Annotated in this window: 18 protein-coding genes; 3 read left to right on the plus strand and 15 right to left on the minus strand. The window is 61.2% G+C overall.

Annotated elements, in window-relative coordinates:
- Nucleotides 1-3 precede the first annotated feature (3 nt).
- From rpmE to prfA, 3 genes are all read left to right on the plus strand, one after another.
- Nucleotides 4-216 carry a 50S ribosomal protein L31 gene (gene rpmE, locus ACUZ9Q_RS00395; protein WP_192113503.1) on the plus strand — a complete coding sequence of 71 codons (213 nt, stop codon included), beginning with the start codon at nt 4-6 and terminating at the stop codon, nt 214-216.
- A 169-nt stretch (nt 217-385) separates the two neighbouring features.
- Complete coding sequence (locus ACUZ9Q_RS00400) at nt 386-1,300, plus strand: DUF1385 domain-containing protein (protein WP_192113586.1); 915 nt, start codon at nt 386-388, stop codon at nt 1,298-1,300.
- A gap of 132 nt (nt 1,301-1,432) precedes the next feature.
- Nucleotides 1,433-2,503, plus strand: a complete 1,071-nt coding sequence (prfA, locus tag ACUZ9Q_RS00405) for a peptide chain release factor 1 (RefSeq protein ID WP_192113504.1) — start codon at nt 1,433-1,435, stop codon at nt 2,501-2,503.
- A 92-nt stretch (nt 2,504-2,595) separates the two neighbouring features.
- On the opposite strand, the gene ureG is transcribed toward prfA, so the two are convergent.
- The 15 genes from ureG to pnp form a co-directional block, all read right to left on the minus strand.
- The gene (gene ureG, locus ACUZ9Q_RS00410; RefSeq protein WP_192113505.1) at nt 2,596-3,225 is read right to left on the minus strand and encodes an urease accessory protein UreG; all 630 of its coding nucleotides are present in this window, start codon (nt 3,223-3,225) and stop codon (nt 2,596-2,598) included.
- Between the two features lie 5 nt (nt 3,226-3,230).
- A complete protein-coding gene (locus ACUZ9Q_RS00415) occupies nt 3,231-4,133 on the minus strand; it encodes an urease accessory protein UreF (protein WP_323390739.1) in 903 nt (300 codons plus the stop codon).
- Nucleotides 4,126-4,569, minus strand: coding sequence for an urease accessory protein UreE (gene ureE, locus ACUZ9Q_RS00420; RefSeq protein ID WP_192113507.1), 444 nt, complete (start codon nt 4,567-4,569; stop codon nt 4,126-4,128). Before ureE ends, ACUZ9Q_RS00415 begins: the two co-directional genes overlap by 8 nt.
- A 22-nt stretch (nt 4,570-4,591) precedes the next feature.
- Nucleotides 4,592-6,313, minus strand: coding sequence for an urease subunit alpha (ureC, locus tag ACUZ9Q_RS00425; protein WP_215646886.1), 1,722 nt, complete (start codon nt 6,311-6,313; stop codon nt 4,592-4,594).
- Entirely contained in the window at nt 6,310-6,651 is a 342-nt protein-coding gene (locus ACUZ9Q_RS00430; protein WP_323390738.1) for an urease subunit beta, read from the minus strand. Before ACUZ9Q_RS00430 ends, ureC begins: the two co-directional genes overlap by 4 nt.
- Nucleotides 6,652-6,721: 70 nt before the next feature.
- Nucleotides 6,722-7,024, minus strand: a complete 303-nt coding sequence (gene ureA, locus ACUZ9Q_RS00435; RefSeq protein ID WP_192113509.1) for an urease subunit gamma — start codon at nt 7,022-7,024, stop codon at nt 6,722-6,724.
- A gap of 100 nt (nt 7,025-7,124) precedes the next feature.
- Nucleotides 7,125-8,183 (minus strand): urease accessory protein UreD, encoded by a 1,059-nt coding sequence (locus ACUZ9Q_RS00440; protein ID WP_323390737.1) that lies wholly within the window; start codon nt 8,181-8,183, stop codon nt 7,125-7,127.
- 29 nt (nt 8,184-8,212) lie between these two features.
- Nucleotides 8,213-8,908: an urea ABC transporter ATP-binding subunit UrtE gene (gene urtE / locus ACUZ9Q_RS00445; RefSeq protein ID WP_227118439.1), complete on the minus strand. Its 696-nt coding sequence runs from the start codon at nt 8,906-8,908 to the stop codon at nt 8,213-8,215.
- 105 nt (nt 8,909-9,013) lie between these two features.
- Nucleotides 9,014-9,910, minus strand: a complete 897-nt coding sequence (gene urtD / locus ACUZ9Q_RS00450) for an urea ABC transporter ATP-binding protein UrtD (RefSeq protein ID WP_225530057.1) — start codon at nt 9,908-9,910, stop codon at nt 9,014-9,016.
- Entirely contained in the window at nt 9,907-11,058 is a 1,152-nt protein-coding gene (gene urtC, locus ACUZ9Q_RS00455) for an urea ABC transporter permease subunit UrtC (protein WP_215646882.1), read from the minus strand. The genes urtD and urtC overlap by 4 nt, the downstream gene beginning before the upstream one ends.
- Nucleotides 11,059-12,741: an urea ABC transporter permease subunit UrtB gene (urtB, locus tag ACUZ9Q_RS00460; protein ID WP_323390735.1), complete on the minus strand. Its 1,683-nt coding sequence runs from the start codon at nt 12,739-12,741 to the stop codon at nt 11,059-11,061. It abuts the gene before it with no gap.
- Between the two features lie 119 nt (nt 12,742-12,860).
- On the minus strand, nt 12,861-14,147 hold the full coding sequence (gene urtA / locus ACUZ9Q_RS00465; protein WP_323390734.1) for an urea ABC transporter substrate-binding protein: 1,287 nt from the start codon (nt 14,145-14,147) through the stop codon (nt 12,861-12,863).
- 342 nt (nt 14,148-14,489) lie between these two features.
- Nucleotides 14,490-16,058: a sigma-54-dependent Fis family transcriptional regulator gene (locus ACUZ9Q_RS00470; protein WP_225530058.1), complete on the minus strand. Its 1,569-nt coding sequence runs from the start codon at nt 16,056-16,058 to the stop codon at nt 14,490-14,492.
- A 375-nt stretch (nt 16,059-16,433) separates the two neighbouring features.
- Entirely contained in the window at nt 16,434-17,417 is a 984-nt protein-coding gene (locus tag ACUZ9Q_RS00475) for a hypothetical protein (RefSeq protein WP_192113515.1), read from the minus strand.
- A gap of 67 nt (nt 17,418-17,484) precedes the next feature.
- Nucleotides 17,485-19,725 carry a polyribonucleotide nucleotidyltransferase gene (gene pnp, locus ACUZ9Q_RS00480; protein ID WP_215646870.1) on the minus strand — a complete coding sequence of 747 codons (2,241 nt, stop codon included), beginning with the start codon at nt 19,723-19,725 and terminating at the stop codon, nt 17,485-17,487.
- Nucleotides 19,726-19,829: the final 104 nt, after the last annotated feature.

Consider the following 19,829-nt stretch of genomic DNA (forward strand, 5'->3'; position numbering starts at 1 on the left):
GCCATGAAAAATGATATCCATCCCAAAGTGTTCAACGCCACCATCACCTGCGCCTGCGGCAATGAAGAGCACGTGCTCTCCACCAAGGGCGAACAGGTTAACGTGGAAGTTTGCTCCGCTTGCCATCCTTTCTTCACCGGCAAGCAGCGTTTTCTTGATACCGCTGGTCGTATTGACCGCTTCCGCAAGAAGTACGCCAAGTTTGATCAGCAGTAAGCTTGGGTCGGGCCTTTACCGGGACTCCAGCACTGGCATGACGCCCGAAAGTTCGCGGCGGGCAGGCTCGCAGCAAATCGCCCCGCGCGCAAAGCGCGCGAGCGGTGTGTTGCAGCTTGCCCTCGCTCTTTTGAATGCGGAATGCGCCCCGGTAGGCGGGCAGGCCGTCATGGAAGGCGTGATGATGCGTCACGGTGATGTCTACGGACTGGCTGTTCGCCAGACCGACGGCGTCATTCGTGCCATGCGCTGCCCGTGGTTTTCGCTTACCCGCAGCCCCTGGCTCAAAAAGCCCTTTGTACGGGGCTTTCCTGTGCTGCTGGAGACCCTGGTCAACGGCATCAAGGCGCTCAACCGCTCGGTTGAAGCTGTGGCCCAGAGCGAGCAGGAGGAAATCTCCGGCTGGCATCTGGTGCTTACGCTGATTCTGGCCCTGCTGATGGCAGTAGGCCTTTTTGTGGTTGTGCCGCACCTGCTCTCGCTGGTGATGCTTTGGGCGCGCCTTGGCGGCGATGTGGAAGGGCTTTCGTTCCACCTCTGGGACGGCTTTTTCAAGTGCTGCATCTTCATGGGGTATATCAAGGCAATTTCATATGTGCCTGATATCCGCCGTGTTTTTCAGTATCACGGGGCAGAACACAAAACCATCCACGCCTATGAGGCGGGGGGCGATGTGGACGCAGCCGCTGCCATGGGTAAAAGCCGTCTGCATCCGCGCTGCGGAACCACGTTTTTGCTGTTTGTCATCAGCATTTCCATATTGCTGCATGCGGTGCTGGTTCCCCTGATGTTGAGCATTTACACGCCGCAGGGCGAAGTGGCCAAGCACGCACTCACCATTGGAGTCAAGCTGCTGTTGATGGTGCCTATAAGCGCGCTGGCCTATGAGCTTATACGCTACGCCGCCAAGCTGCCCGAAGGGCTGTCGGCAACTGTGCTGCGCGCCCCGGGGCTGGCCCTCCAGCGGCTCACCACCTACGAGCCTGACGAAAGCCAGCTTGAAGTGGCCGTGGTGGCCCTGCGTGAAGCCCTTGGCCCGGATGACGGCGCGAGGGTGCGCACCGTAGCCTACACCACGGAATAGCGCTTATTGCCGTCTTTTTCTGCCGCCTTTGCGGCAGATGCTGTACATGGGCCTGTTGCCTGACATGCTGCTTGCGGCATGGCTGCGCGCCCGATTTTCGTTTTTTCCGCCCACAGCGTGTTGGAGACACCTATGTTCGCCAAATTGGAAGGTCTGGAAAAGAAATTCATGGAGCTGGAGCATTCCCTGGCTGAGCCGGACGTGTTCAACGATCAGGAACACTACCGCAAGCTCACCAAGGCCCATGCCGATCTGCGCGACATTGTGGGGATGTACCGCCGTCACAAGGCGCTGTTGCAGGAACAGGCCGAAAACAAGCTGCTGCTGCGCGATGAAGACCCGGAAATGCGCGAGCTTGCCCAGGAAGACCTGCGCCGCATTGAAACGGAACTGCCCGAGGTGGAGCAGGAGCTCAAGCTCATGCTGCTGCCCAAGGATCCGCTGGACGAAAAGAACACCATTCTTGAAATCCGCGCCGGTACTGGCGGCGAAGAAGCGGCCCTGTTTGCCGCTGACCTGTTCCGCATGTATTCGCGCTATGCCGAAGTAAAGGGCTGGAAGGTGGAACTCATGAGCGAATCGCCCTCTGAATCGGGCGGCCTCAAGGAAGTTATCTGCCTTATCAGCGGCAACAAGGTGTACAGCCGCCTCAAGTTCGAGGCGGGCACCCACCGCGTGCAGCGTGTGCCCGCCACGGAAGCCCAGGGCCGCATCCACACCTCTGCCGCCACCGTGGCCGTTATGCCCGAAGCGGAAGAAGTGGACGTGGAAATCCGCCCGGAAGACCTGCGCATCGACATTTACCGGGCCTCCGGCGCTGGCGGCCAGCACGTCAACAAAACGGAATCGGCTGTGCGCATCACGCACTTGCCCACCAATACCGTTGTGACCTGTCAGGATGAACGTTCGCAGCACAAAAACAAGGCCCGCGCCATGAAGGTGCTTGCCTCGCGCATCCTGGCCGCCGAGCGTGAACGCTATAATTCGGAAATTTCCGCCGACCGCAAGTCGCAGGTGGGTTCCGGCGACCGTTCCGAACGCATCCGCACCTACAATTTCCCGCAGGGGCGTTGCACGGATCACCGCATCAACCTGACCCTGTATTCTCTGGACCGCATCATGGAAGGCGAAATCGATCCTCTGATTGAAGCCCTGAGCACTGTGGCGCAGGCCGATGCGCTCAAGGCGCAGGCTTCTGATTAATCGCCTGCCTGTAATATGGATACTAAAAACGCCCGCAATCGCGGGCGTTTTTTGCGTCTGCGTGGCGGGCATCCACGCGGCAGGCAATGCACTTATACTGACTGGTCGGGCAGCCGCAGCATGCCCTCGCGGATGATAAAGGCGATCACGGCTTCAATGCCTGCGCCGGAAAGCATCTCTGTGAGCACATAGGGGCGTTCGCCGCGCATGCGCCGGGTGTCGCGCTCCATCACGTCCAGCGAGGCATGCACCATGGGCGCGAGGTCAACCTTGTTGATGATGAGCAGGTCGGACTTGGTGATGCCGGGGCCGCCCTTGCGCGGGATTTTGTCCCCGCCGCTCACATCGATGACATAGATGGTGAGGTCTGCCAGTTCCGGGCTGAACGTGGCGGAGAGGTTGTCTCCGCCGCTTTCCACCAGCACCAGCTCAAGGCCAGGATGGCGGGCCTGAAGCTCTTCAATTGCCTGAATGTTCATGGAGGCGTCTTCGCGGATGGCGGTATGCGGGCAGCCGCCCGTTTCAACGCCGATGATGCGGTCGGCCTCAAGGGCGTTGTGACGCAGCAGAAATTCCGCATCTTCGCGGGTATAAATGTCGTTGGTGACGACAGCCATGTTGTAGTGCTTGCGAAGGCGCATGCACAGGTGGCGCAAGAGGGCCGTTTTGCCGGAACCCACTGGGCCGCCAACGCCCACTCGCAGGCAGGGTCTATTGGTCATGACGTTCAACTCCTGAAAAGTCGGGTGTATTGCCGTTCGTGTCCGGCGCTGCACAGGGCAAGGCCGGGGAGGCTGGAGCCGATGTCCTCATCGGGCAGGGCCGCTGCCTGCGCCACCAGTTGCGGCACGGCAGGCATGAACTCCAGCAACAGTTTTTGTGCGGCGGTCTGGCCCAGAGGTACCGTTTTGCAGGCCACGGCCACCTGATTTTGCAGCCAGCTCCACACATAGGCGCAGGCCGCGTCCACCCCGGCGCGCTGTTGCGCGGCAGGGTCGCTAAAAGGCTCCATGCTGCGGGCGTGCTGGTCGAGCATGACGGCGGCAACAGCAAAACAGGCCGTGTACCCTGCGTTGTCTGGCAGAGGCCAGTGCGGCAGCATGTCCTGATCGTGCAAAATGCGGCGCAAGGCCCGCCCCATCTGGATTTCTTCCTGCCACAGTTCGCGGCTTTCGCGCCCGGCAAGCATAAGGGCATTCCAGCGGGCCAGTGCATCGGCATCCGCACTGCTTGCCGCCGTGTGCATGCGCAGCAGCAGCGGCAGGTCGTTGCGGGCAAGGCCGAGGCGCAGCACGCCCCAAAGCCAGCGGCGCACGCCTTCCGCCGTGCCTGCATGCCCCCGCTCCACTGCGGCGGCCAGGCCCTGCGACCAGGCAAAGCCGCCCACGGGCAGGGATTGCCCCGCCAGATAGAGCAAGGCTGTCAGGCCAAACTGCGGCCCATTCCATGTCGTGCGGCTACAGCCACGGCCAGCATGCGGCCCGGTTTGTCCTGCGGCGTCCTTCGCCTGCTCATGCGGCGCGCACTGTTGTACTTTTTGAGCAAGGCAGGTTCCACCTGCCAGCGCCCTTGTGGGGGGCGTTTGCTCGGATGCCGGGTCAGTCGCCAGTCCGGCAGCCAATTCAGCCATGACTGTGACCGTGACCGCCGTAGGCTCCGCCCTCGGGCACAAAGGGCAGGTTTTCACGCCGCAGCCGCAGACCCAGATTTTCCGCCAGTTCTTCAAGCACGTGGTCGGGCATGAAGCGCAGCCACTTGTGCCCAAGCTGCAAGGCGGCGTGGCGGTTGCCAAGGTGATAGCAGGCGCGGGCCAGGGTTTCCCAGTTGGGGGCAATGCCCGTCACCACGGGTTCCGCGCCGTTGCGCACAATTGCCAGTACGTCCCCGGCGCGCAAAATATCGCCCTCGCGCAGAACCTGCCCGCGCGTGAGAAACAGGCCAGCTTCTTCGCCGCTGTCCAGCCGCAGCCGCTGACGGCATTTGCCGCGCTGCTCCCAGGTCAGGGTGAGGGTGGCCGTAGGCTCCAGATTGGTGCGCTGCCCCATGTTTTCGGTAAATTCCAGCATGGTCGCTCCTTGGGTGGTTTGCCTAGAACAAAAAATACCGTTGCGCCAGCGGCAGCACTTCCGCCGGAGCGCAGGTGAGTATTTCGCCGTCAGCGCGGACTTCATAGGTTTGCGGGTTCACGGCAATGGCCGGGGTGGCGCTGTTGAGCAAGAGGTCGCTCTTGCACAGGGTGCGCGTACCCCGGCAGGAGGAAAGCCCGCGCAGCAGGCCCAGCTCCCGCAACCGTCCCTCGCCGCCGTTTTCCATGAAGGCGCGCGAAACAAAGCTCAGGCTGGCGGCAGCCGCAGCCTGCCCCAGCGCGCCAAACATGGGCCGATAGTGCATGGGTTGCGGCGTGGGGATGGAGGCGTTGGCATCGCCCATGGGCGCGGCGGCTATCTGCCCGCCCTTGATGACCAGCGAGGGTTTGACCCCAAAGAAGGCGGGCTTCCACAACACGAGGTCGGCCAGAAGGCCGGGGGCCACTGCGCCAATGGCGTGGGAAAGGCCGTGGGTCACGGCAGGGTTGCAGGTGTACTTGGCCAGATACCGGCGCACCCGGAAGTTGTCGTTGCCGCGCCCCCGGTCTTCGGGCAGGGGGCCGCGCTGCACCTTCATCTTGTGGGCGGTCTGCCACGCGCGGGTGATGACCTCGCCCACGCGGCCCATGGCCTGCGAGTCTGAGGAAATCATGGAGATTACGCCCATATCCTGCAAGATATCCTCCGCGGCAATGGTTTCGCGCCGGATGCGCGAATCGGCAAAGGCCGCGTCCTCTGGCAGGGAGGGGTTGAGGTGGTGGCAGACCATGAGCATGTCCAGATGCTCGTCCACGGTGTTCACGGTATAGGGCCGGGTGGGATTGGTGGACGAGGGCAGCACGTTGGGCAGGGAACAGGCGCGCAAAATGTCGGGAGCGTGGCCGCCGCCTGCGCCTTCCGTGTGGTAGGTGTGGATGGTGCGGCCACGGAACGCGGCCAGCGTGTCTTCCACAAAGCCCGCCTCATTGAGCGTGTCGGTATGGATGGCGACCTGCACATCGTATTCGTCAGCCACGGTAAGGCAGGTGTCGATGGCAGCCGGGGTTGTGCCCCAGTCTTCGTGCAGTTTCAGGCCGCAAGCGCCCGCCTCGAGCTGCTCGCGCAGGGCCTCGGGCATGGCGGCATTGCCCTTGCCCAAAAAACCAAAGTTCATGGGCAGCGCGTCTGTGGCGGCCAGCATGCGTTCCAGATGCCAGGGGCCGGGGGTGCAGGTGGTGGCGTTGGTGCCCGTGGCAGGGCCGGTGCCGCCGCCAAGCATGGTGGTAATGCCGCTGGCAAGGGCTTCTTCCACCTGTTGCGGGCAGATAAAATGGATGTGCGAGTCCATGCCGCCAGCGGTGAGCAGGCAGCCTTCGCCCGCAATAATCTCCGTGCCGGGGCCGATGATCACGTCCACATCGGGCTGTACATCGGGGTTGCCCGCCTTGCCGATGGCGGCAATGCGCCCGTCGCGTATGCCAAGATCGGCCTTGATGATGCCCAGCGCCGCATCCATGATGACTGCATTGGTGATGACTGTGTCCATAGCGCCGTCAGCATTGCTGATCTGGCTCTGGCCCATGCCGTCGCGAATGACCTTGCCGCCGCCAAAGCAGACTTCATCGCCATAGACGGTGTGGTCGCGCTCAATTTCTATCCACAGTTCCGTGTCCGCAAGGCGGATGCGGTCGCCCGTGGTGGGGCCGTAGAGTTCGGCATACTGGCTTCTGGGGATGCGGATCATGCTTTTTCCTCCCTGGGGGCTTCGGCATCAAGCGCCCCCATGATCTGGGCGCGAAAGCCAAACACGCGCCGTGCCCCGGCGTAGGACACAAGGCGCACCTCGCGTTTCTGCCCCGGCTCAAAGCGCACGGCGGTTCCAGCGGGTATGTCGAGCCGCATGCCGCGCGCGGATTCGCGGGCAAAGGTCAGGGCCGGGTTTACCTCAAAAAAATGGTAGTGCGAACCAACCTGAATGGGCCTGTCGCCGGTATTGGAAACTTCCAGCACAACTTCCTGCCCTTCCGAGAGTGCGTTAAGGGTTATTTCGCCCTCTGCGATATGAAATTCACCGGGAATCATGCGTCCCCCTTGCGTGTTCGTATACGTTGCTGCGTTCGTTGTCGTGCACGGCTTGCCCTTGGTGCCCTGATTACAGAATGGGATCGTGCACGGTCACAAGCTTGGTGCCATCAGGAAAGGTGGCCTCCACCTGCACTTCGTGGACCATCTCGGGGACGCCGTCCATGACGTCCTCGCGCGTGAGCAGGTTGCGGCACGAACCCATAAGCTCGGCCACGCTTTGTCCGTCGCGCGCGCCTTCAAGCACTGCCAGGCTGATGTAGGCCACAGCCTCGGGGTAATTGAGCTTGAGGCCGCGCGCCTTGCGCCTCTCTGCCAGCAGCCCGGCGGTGAAAAGCAGCAGCTTGTCTTTTTCTCTGGGCAGAAGTTCCATGATGCCTCCTGTATGTGCGGCATGCCGCAAGAGTTCCTTGAAAATTATATGATCACAGCCCGACTTGCAGCTCAGGCCGCAGTCCGGCTGTGAAAAAACCTTAAAAAGCTCCGTACCAGATGCGCGGCATATGCGGCGGGCAGCCTGTCAGCTTTGGCCGCAGCAGGTTCCAGGCTGTCAGCAGCAGGTTGCGAGCTTCTTCCATATCCGGCCCCAGATAGCGCACCACAAGCACCCCTCCGCGCACGGTGGCTCCGGCCCGTTCCCCCATGTGGGCAGACAGGGGAACGGGCCTGGCCTGGACGGAACTATCGCATGCAGCGGGGCTTGGCCCTCCTGATGCATCATCAGGAGGGCCATCTGGCGCATCATCAAAATCGCAGTTGGGCGAGAGCATGTTTTGCAGCGTGGTGCAGCATGCTTCCAGCGCGGCAAGGTCTTGCCCGTCATCCGCTCCGCGTCCCACGGCAAAGAGGGTGGCGGAGACCGCCTGATCACCCAGACCACAGGCGCATTTTTGCAGGGCATCGCCGCCTTCAAAGCGCAGCACCTCATGCAGCAGGGGTAGCCCCTCGCGAGTGAGTATGAGGCTTTGGCGTACGCTGCCGTGGGTAAAGCTCTCGCTGGCGGCAGGGCGGCCAAGGCAGATCATTTCCCAGCCGATGCAGGCGCTGGCATTGTCCAGCTCCACCGATGTGCGCATTTCGGCCCGCGCGCCGTCATAGATGATGGTTTCACGCGGCAGCCATTCCAGCATGCCGCCCGCAACGTTCAGGTCTGTGGTCTGACGCTGGGCGACGTTATGCGCATCCGCAGCGTAGAATTTGGAAGCAGAAGGCGCGGTGAGCAGGGCGTGCGCGCCTTGCGCAAGCCGCACGGCAAGGCTCAGATCGTCGCCGCTTACAAGGCCGCCCGGCGGGTGCAGCAGACAGCAGTGGCAGGGCTGGGACACCTGCGCCCGGCCCGGCGCATTGGCTGGCGAAGCTTCGGGATAGAAGGGTCGCTGCACGCGCAAAGGCCCGCTGAACTGCATTTTTGCCAGCGTGGTGCGCCCCTGCCGCACCGCAAAATCCAGCTCCATGCGCGCGCTCCAGCGCCGGTCAGGCGTAAAGCAGTGACCGTGGAGATTGCCGGCAGGGTTTGCGGTGTTGGCAGACATGCAGATCCTCTTGGATTCCGTGGCGGGAATCAGACGCTCAGAAAGGCTTTGACGGTGGCATCATCCAGGCCGTGCATGCCGCCCTGTGAAACGATGTGCCCTCGATCCATAATCATATAGGTATCTGCCATGCGGCGGGCAAAAGGCACTTTCTGCTCCACCAGCAGCACTGTGAGGCCCATTTCTTCGTTGAGTCTGCGAATGGTTGTGGCGATGTCGCGCACAATGTTGGGCTGAATGCCCTCGGTTGGTTCGTCCAGAATGAGCAGGCGCGGCTCCAGTGTGAGCGCCCGGGCAATGGCAAGCTGTTGCTGCTGCCCGCCGGAAAGATCGCCGCCCCTCCGATGCATCATTTCGCCCAGCACGGGGAAAAAGTCAAAGATGAACTGAGGAATGGCCCCGGCCTTGTCCTTGCGCATGGGCAGGGAAAGTTCCATGTTTTCACGTACGGTCAGCAGGGGGAAGATTTGGCGGCCCTGCGGCACATAACCGATGCCCAGGGCCGCGCGGCGCTCCACAGGCAGAGGAAGCAAGTCCGTTCCTTCAAGGAGAATATGACCGGAGCGCGCCGGTAGCACGCCCATGATGCACTGAAGCAAGGTGGTTTTGCCCACGCCGTTTCGTCCCATGAGGCAGGCGCACGAACCGGCCTTTACCTCAAGGTTGACGTCGCGCAGGATGTGGCTTTCGCCATAATACTGATTGAGACCTGTTATATGCAGCATTACGCTCCTCCGGAGCATGAGGCTCGAAAATTGGCAGTTTGCAGCGGTCATCCAGCTCAAGGCCAGCCCGAAATCAGCCAGCGGCAGGCCAAGGCCGTGCAGGCGCTAGGCCGCGCCCAGCGGTTCGCCCAGATAGGCCTCCACCACGGCAGGGTGGTTCTGCATTTCGTCCATGGTGCCCTCGGCCAGCACGCTGCCTTGATGCAGTACCGTTACCTTGTGGGCAATGGCCCGCACAAATTCCATGTCGTGTTCCACCACCATGATGCTCTGCTCGCCCTCAAGGTCGTGCAGCAGTTCGATGGTGCGATCCATTTCCTCAGGCGTCATGCCCGCCACGGGCTCGTCCAGAAGCAGAAGCTGGGGCTTCTGCATGAGCAGCATGCCGATTTCAAGCCACTGCTTCTGCCCGTGCGAAAGCTTGCCCGCCTGCAAGCGGGCCAGTTCCGTCAGGCGGATGCGGTGCAGCACTTCTTCGATAAAGACCCTGTTGTCGGCAGAGAGCCGCGCGCGGAATGTGGGCCATACCCGCTTGTCGCCAGCCAGCGCCAGTTCCAGATTTTGCAGTACGCTCAGGGCCTCGAACACCGAGGGCTTCTGGAATTTGCGGCCAATGCCAGCCTGGGCGATGGCGACTTCATCCATTTGCAGCAGATTGCAGGTGCGCCCAAACCATGCGGAACCAGCGTCGGGCCGGGTTTTGCCGGTGATCACGTCCATCATGGTGGTCTTGCCCGCGCCGTTGGGGCCGATGACGCAGCGCAGTTCGCCCTTGTCCACATAGAAGGTCAGGTCGTTGAGCGCCTTGAAGCCGTCAAAGCTCACGCTGATTTTTTCCATATACAGCGCGATGTCTGGCTTGGACATCATGCGGCGCGGGGGCCGGGCACGCATCTTCATGGGGCGCTTGTCAAAGGGGGCGTGCGTTTCTTCGTAGGCGCGGGCGGCTTCTGCCACGTCCTCAAGGCTGCGCCCATGCAAGATATCCTGCTGGGTCTTCATGCTGCGCCTCCTTCATTGGCGGAATCGGCAGGGGCATCTGACGCCGCGCCGCGTATTGCGCGGTTGCGCCACTGCTCGGGCAAGCCCGCGAGGCCCTGCGGCAGAAAGATGGTCACCAGCACAAACATGCCACCAAGGGCAAACAGCCATGCCTCGGGCATGACCGCCGTAAACCACGTTTTGAAGGCATTAACGGCAAACGCGCCAAGCACAGCGCCGTAAAGCCGCCCACGGCCGCCCAGCGCCACCCAGACCACAATTTCAATGGAGTTGAGGGGCGAAAATTCACCAGGGTTGATGATGCCCACCTGCGGCACATACAGCGCGCCGCCGATACCCGCCAGAATGGCGGAAAGCGTGAACACCGCCACCTGATACCGCTCCACCCTGTAGCCGATAAAGCGCACGCGGCTTTCCGCATCGCGCACGGCAACGCACACGCGCCCAAGGCGCGACGCCGTCACGGCCCGGCACAGGAGGTAGCCAGCCATGAGCGCCACGGCGGAGCAGGCAAACAGGGTTGTACGCATGCCGTCTGTCTGCAATTCAAAGCCCAGCAGGGTCTTGAAGTCCGTGAGACCGTTGTTGCCGCCAAAGCCCATCTCGTTGCGGAAAAAGGCCAGCAGGAGGGCGTAGGTCATGGCCTGACTCATAATGGAGAAATACACGCCCGAAACCCGCGAACCAAAGGCCAGCCTGCCAAACACATAGGCCAGCAGGCCGGGCAGCAGCACCACCAGCAGCAGTGCCACCACAAAGTATTCGCTGCCCTGCCAGAACCAGGGCAGTTCTTTCCAGTTCAGAAAAACCATGAAGTCCGGCAGGTTGGCATTGCCGTATACGCCGCGCGCGCCTATCTGCCGCATGAGGTACATGCCAAAGCCGTAGCCCCCAAGGGCGAAAAACGCGCCGTGCCCAAGGCTGAGCACGCCCATGAAACCCCAGACCAGATCAACGGAAAGTGCCAGCAATGAATATGTCAGGTATTTGCCCAGCAGGGTGACCATGTAGCCCGGCACATGCAGGGCGCTGCCTGCAGGCAGCAGGCTGCCTGCAACCACAGCCAGCGACAGCAGGGCGGTAACAGCCAGAAAGTTGCGGGTAGGCGCGTTGAGCAGCCTTTCCCGTTCAAAGATATCGGTCGCCATTTATGCCTCCACCGCGCGGCCCTTTTGCGGAAACAAGCCGCGCGGGCGCTTCTGGATGAACAGGATAAGGCAGACCAGAATGATGATCTTGGAGAGCATGGCGCCGCTGGCAGGCTCCAGAAACTTGTTGGCAATGCCCAGGGCCAGCCCGCCCGTCAGCGTGCCCCAGAGGTTGCCCACGCCGCCAAACACCACGACCATGAAGGAATCCACAATGTAGGTCTGGCCCAGATTGGGGCCAACGTTGGAAACCTGGCTCAAGGCCACGCCAGCCATGCCAGCCACGCCGGAGCCAAGGCCGAATGTCAGTGCGTCCACGCGCGAGGCGCGTACGCCCATGCAGCGGGCAATGGCCCTGTTTTGCGATACGGCGCGCACTTCAAGCCCCAGCCGGGTGCGGTGCATGGCCACATGGATGAGGGCGAATACGCCAAGGCAGAACAGGATGATGTACACACGGTTGCAGGTCAGGCTGAAATGCTGGGTTATCTGCCACACGCCGCTCATGAATTCCGGGTTCTGCACGGCGCGGTTGAGGGGCGAAAACATGGTACGCACGGCCTGTTGCAGCACAAGGCTGATGCCGAATGTCGCCAGCAATGTTTCCAGCGGCCGACCATAGAGAAAGCGGATAACAGTCTTTTCAAGCAGCACGCCTGTGCCGCCGCTCACCAGAAAGGCGGCGGGCACGGCCAGAATGAGCGCAAGACCAGGCTGGCCCGGCAAGAGCTGCTGCATGCCCCAGGCCGTATAGGCCCCAAGCATGATCAGTTCGCCGTGAGCCATGTTGATGACGCCCATGACGCCAAAGGTGATGGCAAGGCCAATGGCGGCTAGTACAAGAATGGATCCCAGACTCGTTCCAAAAAAGAGCATTTCAAAAAACTGCGCCCACTGGGCGGAAACGCGCTGGGAATAGAGGGCATCGTCCGCCGCTTTTGCCACCGCCGTGTCGGATGAGGCGGCAAGCGTGCGCAGGGCGTTGAGGGCTGCCGGGCTGCCGTTGCTGTTCAGAGCCTTGACGGCGGCAAGCTGGTCTGAGCGCACGGCGGCAGGATCAGCCGCCACGTACAGGGCAAGGGCCGCGCTGAGGTTGCCGCGCACGGCTTCGTCCTTTTCCCCTGTCAGCAGTTTGTTCAGGGCCTCTGCCTTGAGGGGCGGAGTGGCGCTGTCCATAAGGGCCGCCGAAGCCTGACGGCGCTTGGCCGTGTCTGTGGAGGTAAGGGCCTGAGCGTTGAGGATATCCGTAATGCGCTGGCGCTGGCGGTTGCTTGTGCCCACCTTGCGCAGGGCATCGGCGCTCTGCGCCGCGCCAAGTTCTCCCTTGGCGTCAAGGGACCGCGCCTGACCTGCATCATCGCTCACAAAGAGCGCTCCTGCGGCGGCATCGGCCAGCAGGGTATTGCGCAGCAGGGCTTCCAGCAGTTTTTCGCGCAGTGGCGCGGCAAGGCTACTGTCATCCTTTTCCAGCGCGGCAATGGCCGCATCCCTGTCCGCTACCTTGGGGCTCACCAGAGCCTTGAGCAGATCGGCTGGAATAATGGATGGCGAAGTTTGCACCGGGGACGCGGAAGGAGTCGAAACCGCGCCCCCGGCATTCCCGTCCGGTTCCGGTCCGGACGCCAGCACTGCGGGAGGCAGGCTGAAAATTATGAGGCAGCAGAGCAAGAGCGCCGTGCGCATGGGAATATCCTTTAGTCTGGTCTGCCGGGTCTGCGCTGGTGCTGGCCCTGGCCGACGTGCCGTGGGGGGATTGCGGGGGCCGCTGGGGCCCCCGCCGCAGATTCATACGGTTGCGCGGGCTACTTGGAAGCGCCGCCGCATTTCTTGGTCTTGGTGTTGTAGTTGCCGCAGTTGATGGGGTCGGTCCAGTCGCCGATCAGATCCTTGGATTCGGGCAGGTAGTGCGACCACGCTTCGCCGGGAACCACGGAGGGAGTTTCCCAGACCACCTGGAACTGGCCGTCAGCCTGGATTTCGCCGATCAGCACGGGCTTGGTGATGTGGTGGTTGGGCAGGACCTTGGCCACGCCGCCGGTAAGGTTGAGGGTTTCAAGGCCCACAATGGCCTTCAGAACCTTGTTCACATCGGTGCTCTGGGCCTTTTCAACAGCCTTCACCCACAGGTTGAAGCCGATGTAGTGGGCTTCCATGGGGTCGTTGGTCACGCGCTTGGGATTCTTGGTAAAGTCGTGCCACTTTTTGATGAAGGCCTTGTTGGCGGGATTGTCCACGCTCATGAAGTAGTTCCAGGCGGCCAGATGGCCTACCAGAGGCTTGGTGTCTATGCCGGAGAGTTCTTCTTCGCCCACGGAGAAAGCCATGACGGGAATGTCGGCGGCAGTGATGCCCTGGTTGGCAAGTTCCTTGTAGAAAGGCACGTTGGCGTCGCCGTTGAGGGTGGAAACCACGGCGGTCTTTTTGCCCGCATTGCCGAACTTTTTGATTTCAGCAACGATGGACTGCCAGTCGGAATGGCCGAACGGCGTATAGTTGATGAGGATATCTTCCTTTTTCACGCCCTTGGAGATCAGGTAGGCTTCGATGATCTTGTTGGCGGTGCGGGGGAACACGTAGTCCGTACCGGCCAGCACCCAGCGCTTCACGCCGAGGTCGTTCATCAGGTAGTCCACGGCGGGAATGGCCTGCTGGTTCGGGGCCGCGCCGGTGTAGATGACGTTGCGCGAAGATTCTTCGCCTTCGTACTGCACGGGGTAGAAGAGGAGACCGTTGAGTTCTTCAAACACTGGCAACACGGACTTGCGCGAAACCGAGGTCCAACAGCCGAAAACAGCGGCGACCTTGTCCTTGCTCAGCAGCTCGCGGGCCTTTTCTGCAAAGAGGGGCCAGTTGGAGGCAGGGTCCACCACCACTGGTTCCAGTTTTTTGCCCAGCAGGCCGCCTTTTTTGTTCTGCTCTTCAATGAGCATGAGCATAACGTCTTTCAGCGTTGTTTCGCTGATGGCCATGGTGCCGGAGAGCGAATGCAGAATGCCCACCTTGATGGTGTCTTCCTCGGCCTTTGCGTTCAGCGAACCGCACAGGGTGACGAGCATGAGAGCCAACGCCGCCAACGTTTTCTTGAACATGTGGAGCCTCCTTGGAACTGTCTGTATGTCTGTACGTGACGCGGCGCACCCCCATGGTTGCCGCGCTGCTTGCTACAGCACATAGGTAAGCAAGAGGCGTTCCAAGACGATATTTTTTGTAATAATTTGTATTTGTTTGATAAATTTTTATGTAGTGCTCTAAAATTAAAACATTTTTGTAAAATTATGGGATTTTAAAACAATTTTGTATGCATTCAGAGTGGTGCTGTATGCCCTGCCACAGTTCTGAGCGCCAGCGCAAAAAAACACACCCGGCCCGGCAGATTACAAGTCTGCCGGGCCGGGTGTGAAGTGCTGTATGCCGTGCATCGGTTTGAGGCGTTATGCTGGGGTGGAAGGAGCAAAACGGCGGTGATCTATGCCGTACTTTTTCATCTTGTAATAGATGATGCGGTAGGTGATGCCCAGATCGCGCGCGGCCTGATGGATATTGCCACGGGCATTTTTGAGGGCATCCACAATAAATTCCTGCTCCACCCGGGCGATAGTTTCGTTAAAGCCGAGGCCGCCGCCCGTGGGGCCGGTGCTGCTGCTCTCCGCGCTTTGCAGGGTGCTGGGCAGGTGATGGGCGCGCAGCACGGCATCTTCGCAGATGAGCACGGCGCGTTCCATGACGTTTTTCAGTTCACGCACGTTGCCGGGCCAGTGGTATTGCAGCAAAAGGTCGATGGCAGGCGTGGAAATGCGCCGTACCGGGCGGTCGTATTCCTTGCTGAACATGCGCAAAAAATGCTCCGTGAGGGGCAAAATGTCCTCCGGCCTTTCGCGCAGCGGCGGAATGAACACGGGAAAGACATTGATGCGGTAGTACAGATCCTCGCGGAATAGCCCCTGCTCCACCAGTTCTTCCAGCGGGCGGTTGGTTGCGCAGACAAGGCGCACGTCCACCTTGTAGCGGCGTTCATCGCCAAGAGGCTGGATTTCGCCTTCCTGAAGCGCGCGTAGCACCTTTGCCTGTGCGGTGGTGGAGAGGTCGCCGATTTCGTCCAGAAACAGCGTGCCCTTGTCTGCCTGGCGGAAAAGGCCGGCACGGTTTTGCACCGCGCCTGTGAACGCGCCCTTGCGCCAGCCAAAAAGCTCGCCTTCAATAAGTTCCGAGGGCAGGGCGGCGCAGTTGAGCATGACCAGCGGCTGCGTGCGCCGAGGGCTTGCTGTGTGCAGGGCCTGGGCCATCAGTTCTTTGCCCACGCCCGACTCCCCGCGCAACAGCACGGTTGCGCGGCTGGCCCCGGCCTGGGTAAGGCGGCGCAGCACGTGCCGCAAGCTCTTGGAGGTGGCAATGACCGAGGCTGGCGTGCCGCTGACAAGCGGTTCATCGGGCAGCATGCAGAAATGCTGGCGCGCCATTTCTTCCTGCAAACGTGCCACCTGTCGGCCCACAAGCGTGGCTACGGTTTCGAGAAAGCGGCAGCGCAGATCCAGTTCTGATTCCGGGGCGGTGGGGGTATCGGCGCTCAGGGTGCCGATAACTTCCGTCTGGTCGGCATTTTCAACGCGCACCGGCACGCTGATGAATGCCAGCCGCGCCATTTCTTCCTGGCTGCGGCCAAAAAGGCGGTTCTGAAAGTCTGGCCGACCCTGCATGCATGAAACAATAATGGGCCTGCCCTCGGCAAAAACCTGACCAGTGATGCCTGATCCCGGCTCATAGGCGGCCTCGGGCGCGTCCGCAGGGCCGTAGGAAAGCGAGAGCTTGAGCTCGCCGCTTTCAGGGTCCTGAACCACAATGTGGGGCCTGTCGAAGTGCATGTCTTCTGCAAGAGCCGCCAGCAGCTCCCGCAGAGAATCGTGAAAGGAATGGCCCGGCGATAGGGCGGCCAACACCCGGTTAAGGGTGTCGAGGCACTGCCCTGTGCCCATGAAGGGCGCGGCGAAATGGGCTTCTTGCATATGTCCCCTGCTCAATGCGGCGTGAGTACGGCGCTGTTTTCCTAAGTTGCCGAACATTGTCCATAGCTGCGTTACGCCTTGGTGGCGGGCATCTGCTCACGCAGTAACCTGAGCAATCTCAACCAAAATTGCTGCAATACGGAACGGCACATCAGGCATCGCGGCACATGGTGCGCGCTGATGCAGACTGAGGGGGGAAGATGCGGGATCTTGTCTGACCTGTTGTCGGCTTGCAGATGGTGCAATCCCAGGTCGTTGTGCCCCCTGTGGGGCTGATTGCTCTGAAACGGGCCGCTTCATAGCTGGCGGCAGGGCGGCTCCGCCACAGACTCAGAGTGTTGAAGGGCCGCGCCGATGGCGCGGCCCTTCAACAGATTATTGCTGCGGTCCCTGGTCAATGTCAATGATACGGCCTTGCAGCCATACATAGGCATCGATTTCGTGTCCCGCTTCAGGTTCGTACTCGCCCAGAACCATCTTGGAGGCGTAAACAGCCAGACGCATAGGCTGTCTGTCCTCAAAGGGAAAGCTGAGGTAGAGCAGCTTTACGGGCATTTTTTCAAGCTGGCAGTCTTTCACTTCTTCAATGGTGGCGCGCATCTGGTATTCGCAGAAGTTGCGGCCTGGCATGATGAGGTGACGATTGCTGACGCTCACCTTGAGAGGCGGCACGTCCAGGCGGGTTTTGCCGGGGTTTTCGGCAAGCCATGCCTCGGCATAGGCCTCGTAACGCACGCCCTGGGTGATGGTGATTTCGTCCAGCAGGGCCTTGCGCAGGCCAAGAGCGAGGCCAGCCAGCAAAAATGTGTGCATGACGCCGGGGGTGAGGTCGTCCTTGTCGCGTCCATACAGCGGGTCATAAAACCACATGGGGTTTTTGCCCTCAAGCATGGTCACGGCCACATTGGCCTCAACGCCGGTCTGCCAGGGGTGCACGTCGTCAACCGTGAGGTCGTTGGGCAGCCCTTCAAGCAGGGGGGTGGCGGTAACAGGGGCAAGCTTTTCCCCTTCCTCGCCAGCCACAAGCACGGCAGCCCTGACGGGCTGATCCTGCGGCCATGCCAGCAGGATGTGATCCTTGCCGTCGCGCTTCCACTGCCAGGAGGGGCGGGTGCCGCCGTCGTGCATGACGGTGGTGGCAATCTGGCCCATGATGGCGGCGGGGTTTTGCCCTGTCAGCACCGCCCAGGCATCGCCCAGGGTTTCTGTATGCCCACGGTTGGCGGCAGCCAGCTTGGCTTCCAGCTCTTCGGCAGTAGGAGCCTGATCGGCAAGAGGATTGCCTTCACTGTCAACGCGAACCCATTCTTCGGCTTCGGTTTCGGCAGCCTGAATTTTGTTTTCAGCTTTTTTGGCCATGAAATATTCCTTTCATCGCGCGGTCAGGGCGCAGGCCGGAGAGTATCCGGCCTGCGCGCAATACATTTTAACGTCTGTCGCCACGGTCGCGGCGGTCACGCCCGCCACGGTCACCACGGCCATTTCTGTCGCCGCGGTCGCCCCTGTCGGAACGGGGAGGACGGGCGGTTTCTTCGGGATTCCAGGGATGGCCCTGCTCTTCAAGCAGCACGGCCTTGCGGCTGGCGCGGATGCGGTCGCCGTTGATTTCAATGACCTTGACCATCATGTCTTCGCCAAGGCGAGCCACGTCGCCGGGTTGTTCCACGCGGTTAACGTCAAGCTGCGACACGTGCACAAGGGCTTCCACATTGGGCAGCACTTCCACGATGGCGCCGATTTCCATGATTTTTCGCACCTTGGCAAGATAGTTCTTGCCGAGATCGGGGCGCTGGTCATAGTAAGAAACCATTTCGCGGGCTTTTTCCAGGGCTTCGGCCGTGGGGGCGAAGATGGACACGCGGCCCGAGTCTTCAATATCCACAGACGCGCCCGTAGCCGCGGTGATGGCCTTGATGTTCTTGCCGCCGGGGCCAATGATGAGGCGGATGATGTCCGGGTTCACGAACACTTCGGCATGCTGGGGGGCAAAGCGCGAAAGTTCCTTGCGCGGTTCGCCAATGGCCTTGGCCATTTCTTCCAGAATGTGATGACGACCTTCGTGGGCCTGCTTCATGGCGGCGCGCATGATTTCGGTGGTGAGGCCGGTGATCTTGATGTCCATCTGCACGCCGGTCACGCCTTCTGCGGTGCCAGCGATCTTGAAGTCCATGTCGCCGAGGGCGTCTTCATCACCAAGAATATCGGTGAGCACGATGAACTTGTCGCCTTCCTTGATGAGGCCCATTGCCACACCGGCCACAGGGGCGCTGATGGGCACGCCCGCATCCATGAGTGAAAGCGAACCGCCGCACACGGCAGCCATGGAGGAGGAGCCGTTGGATTCGAGAGTCTCGGACACAACGCGCAGGGTAAACGGGAAATCAGCGTCAGCGGGCAGCACGGGGCGCAGGGATTTTTCCGCCAGCGCGCCGTGGCCGATTTCGCGACGCGAAACGCGCACGGGCTTGACTTCGCCCACAGAGAAGGGCGGGAAGTTGTAGTGCAGCATAAAGCGCTTGGTCACGTCGCCGGTGAGCGAATCCATACGCTGTTCATCGGTGGAGGAACCAAGGGTGGTCACAACCATGGACTTGGTTTCGCCGCGGCGGAACAGGGCGGAGCCGTGGGCGCGGGGCAGCAGGCCGGTCTGGATCTGGATGGGGCGCACGGTCTTGGTGTCGCGGCCGTCAATGCGCGTGCCTTCGTTAACAATGCGGGCGCGCACCAGCTTCTTTTCCAGGTCGGAGAGCATGTCGCCCACGCTCTTGAGCGCGGCGTCGTTTTCGGCCCAGGCCGGATCGTTCTTGAGGTTTTCCATGACCTTTTCTTTCACGGCCTTGCGGGCGTCCTTGCGGGCCATCTTTTCAGGCACGCGCAGGGCTTCTTCCAGGCCTGCGGCAAGGGCCAGTTCCTTCACGCGGGCAACCAGAACCGGGTCGTCGGCGTGGGGGGTAAAGGCCATCTTGGGCTTGCCGGCCAGTTCGCGCAGCTTGAGCTGGGCTTCGACCAGAGGCTGAATCTGCTGGCGGCCCCATTCAAGAGCGTCGATGATGACTTCTTCGGGCACAAAGCGGGCTTCGCCTTCCACCATGGTGAGCGCATCGGCAGAGGCGGCAAACACGATGTTGAGGTCGCTCTGTTCCTGCTGCTCAAAGGTGGGGTTCAGCACAAACTGGCCATTGATGCGGCCAATGCGGCCACCGGCCACCGGGCCGTCAAAGGGCAGGGGCGAAAGCATGACAGCGGCGGAAGCGCCCGTAAGGGCCAGCACGTCGGAGTCGTTCACCTGATCGGCAGAGATAACGCTGGCCAGAACCTGCACGTCTTCGTTCAGGCCCTTCTTGGGGAAGAGCGGACGCAGCGGGCGGTCGATCAGGCGGGAAACCAGGGTTTCGCGCTCGGAAGGACGGCCGATTTCGCGGCGGAAGAAGCTGCCGGGGATGCGGCCAGCGGCGTACATTTTTTCGGAGTATTCAACGGTAAGGGGGAAGAAGCCCTTGTCGAATTCAAGCGTCTGCGAGCACACGGTGACAAGCACCACGGTACCGCCGCACTGAATCCACACAGAGCCGTGGGCCTGATTGGCCATACGGCCTGTTTCAAGGATAACTTCCTTGCCGCCGACCATGGCTGTAACCCTGATGGGTTCAAAAATATCTTGATACATAAAAATTCCTTTGCGTAGTGCGAAGGGGATTCCGGCAAAAGCGGGCAGATCATCGGCCTTTGGCCTCTGCCTGATTTTCCCGGACCCCCCTTCTTCGCGTTTTG

Source organism: Desulfovibrio desulfopostgatei (genome assembly GCF_053570645.1).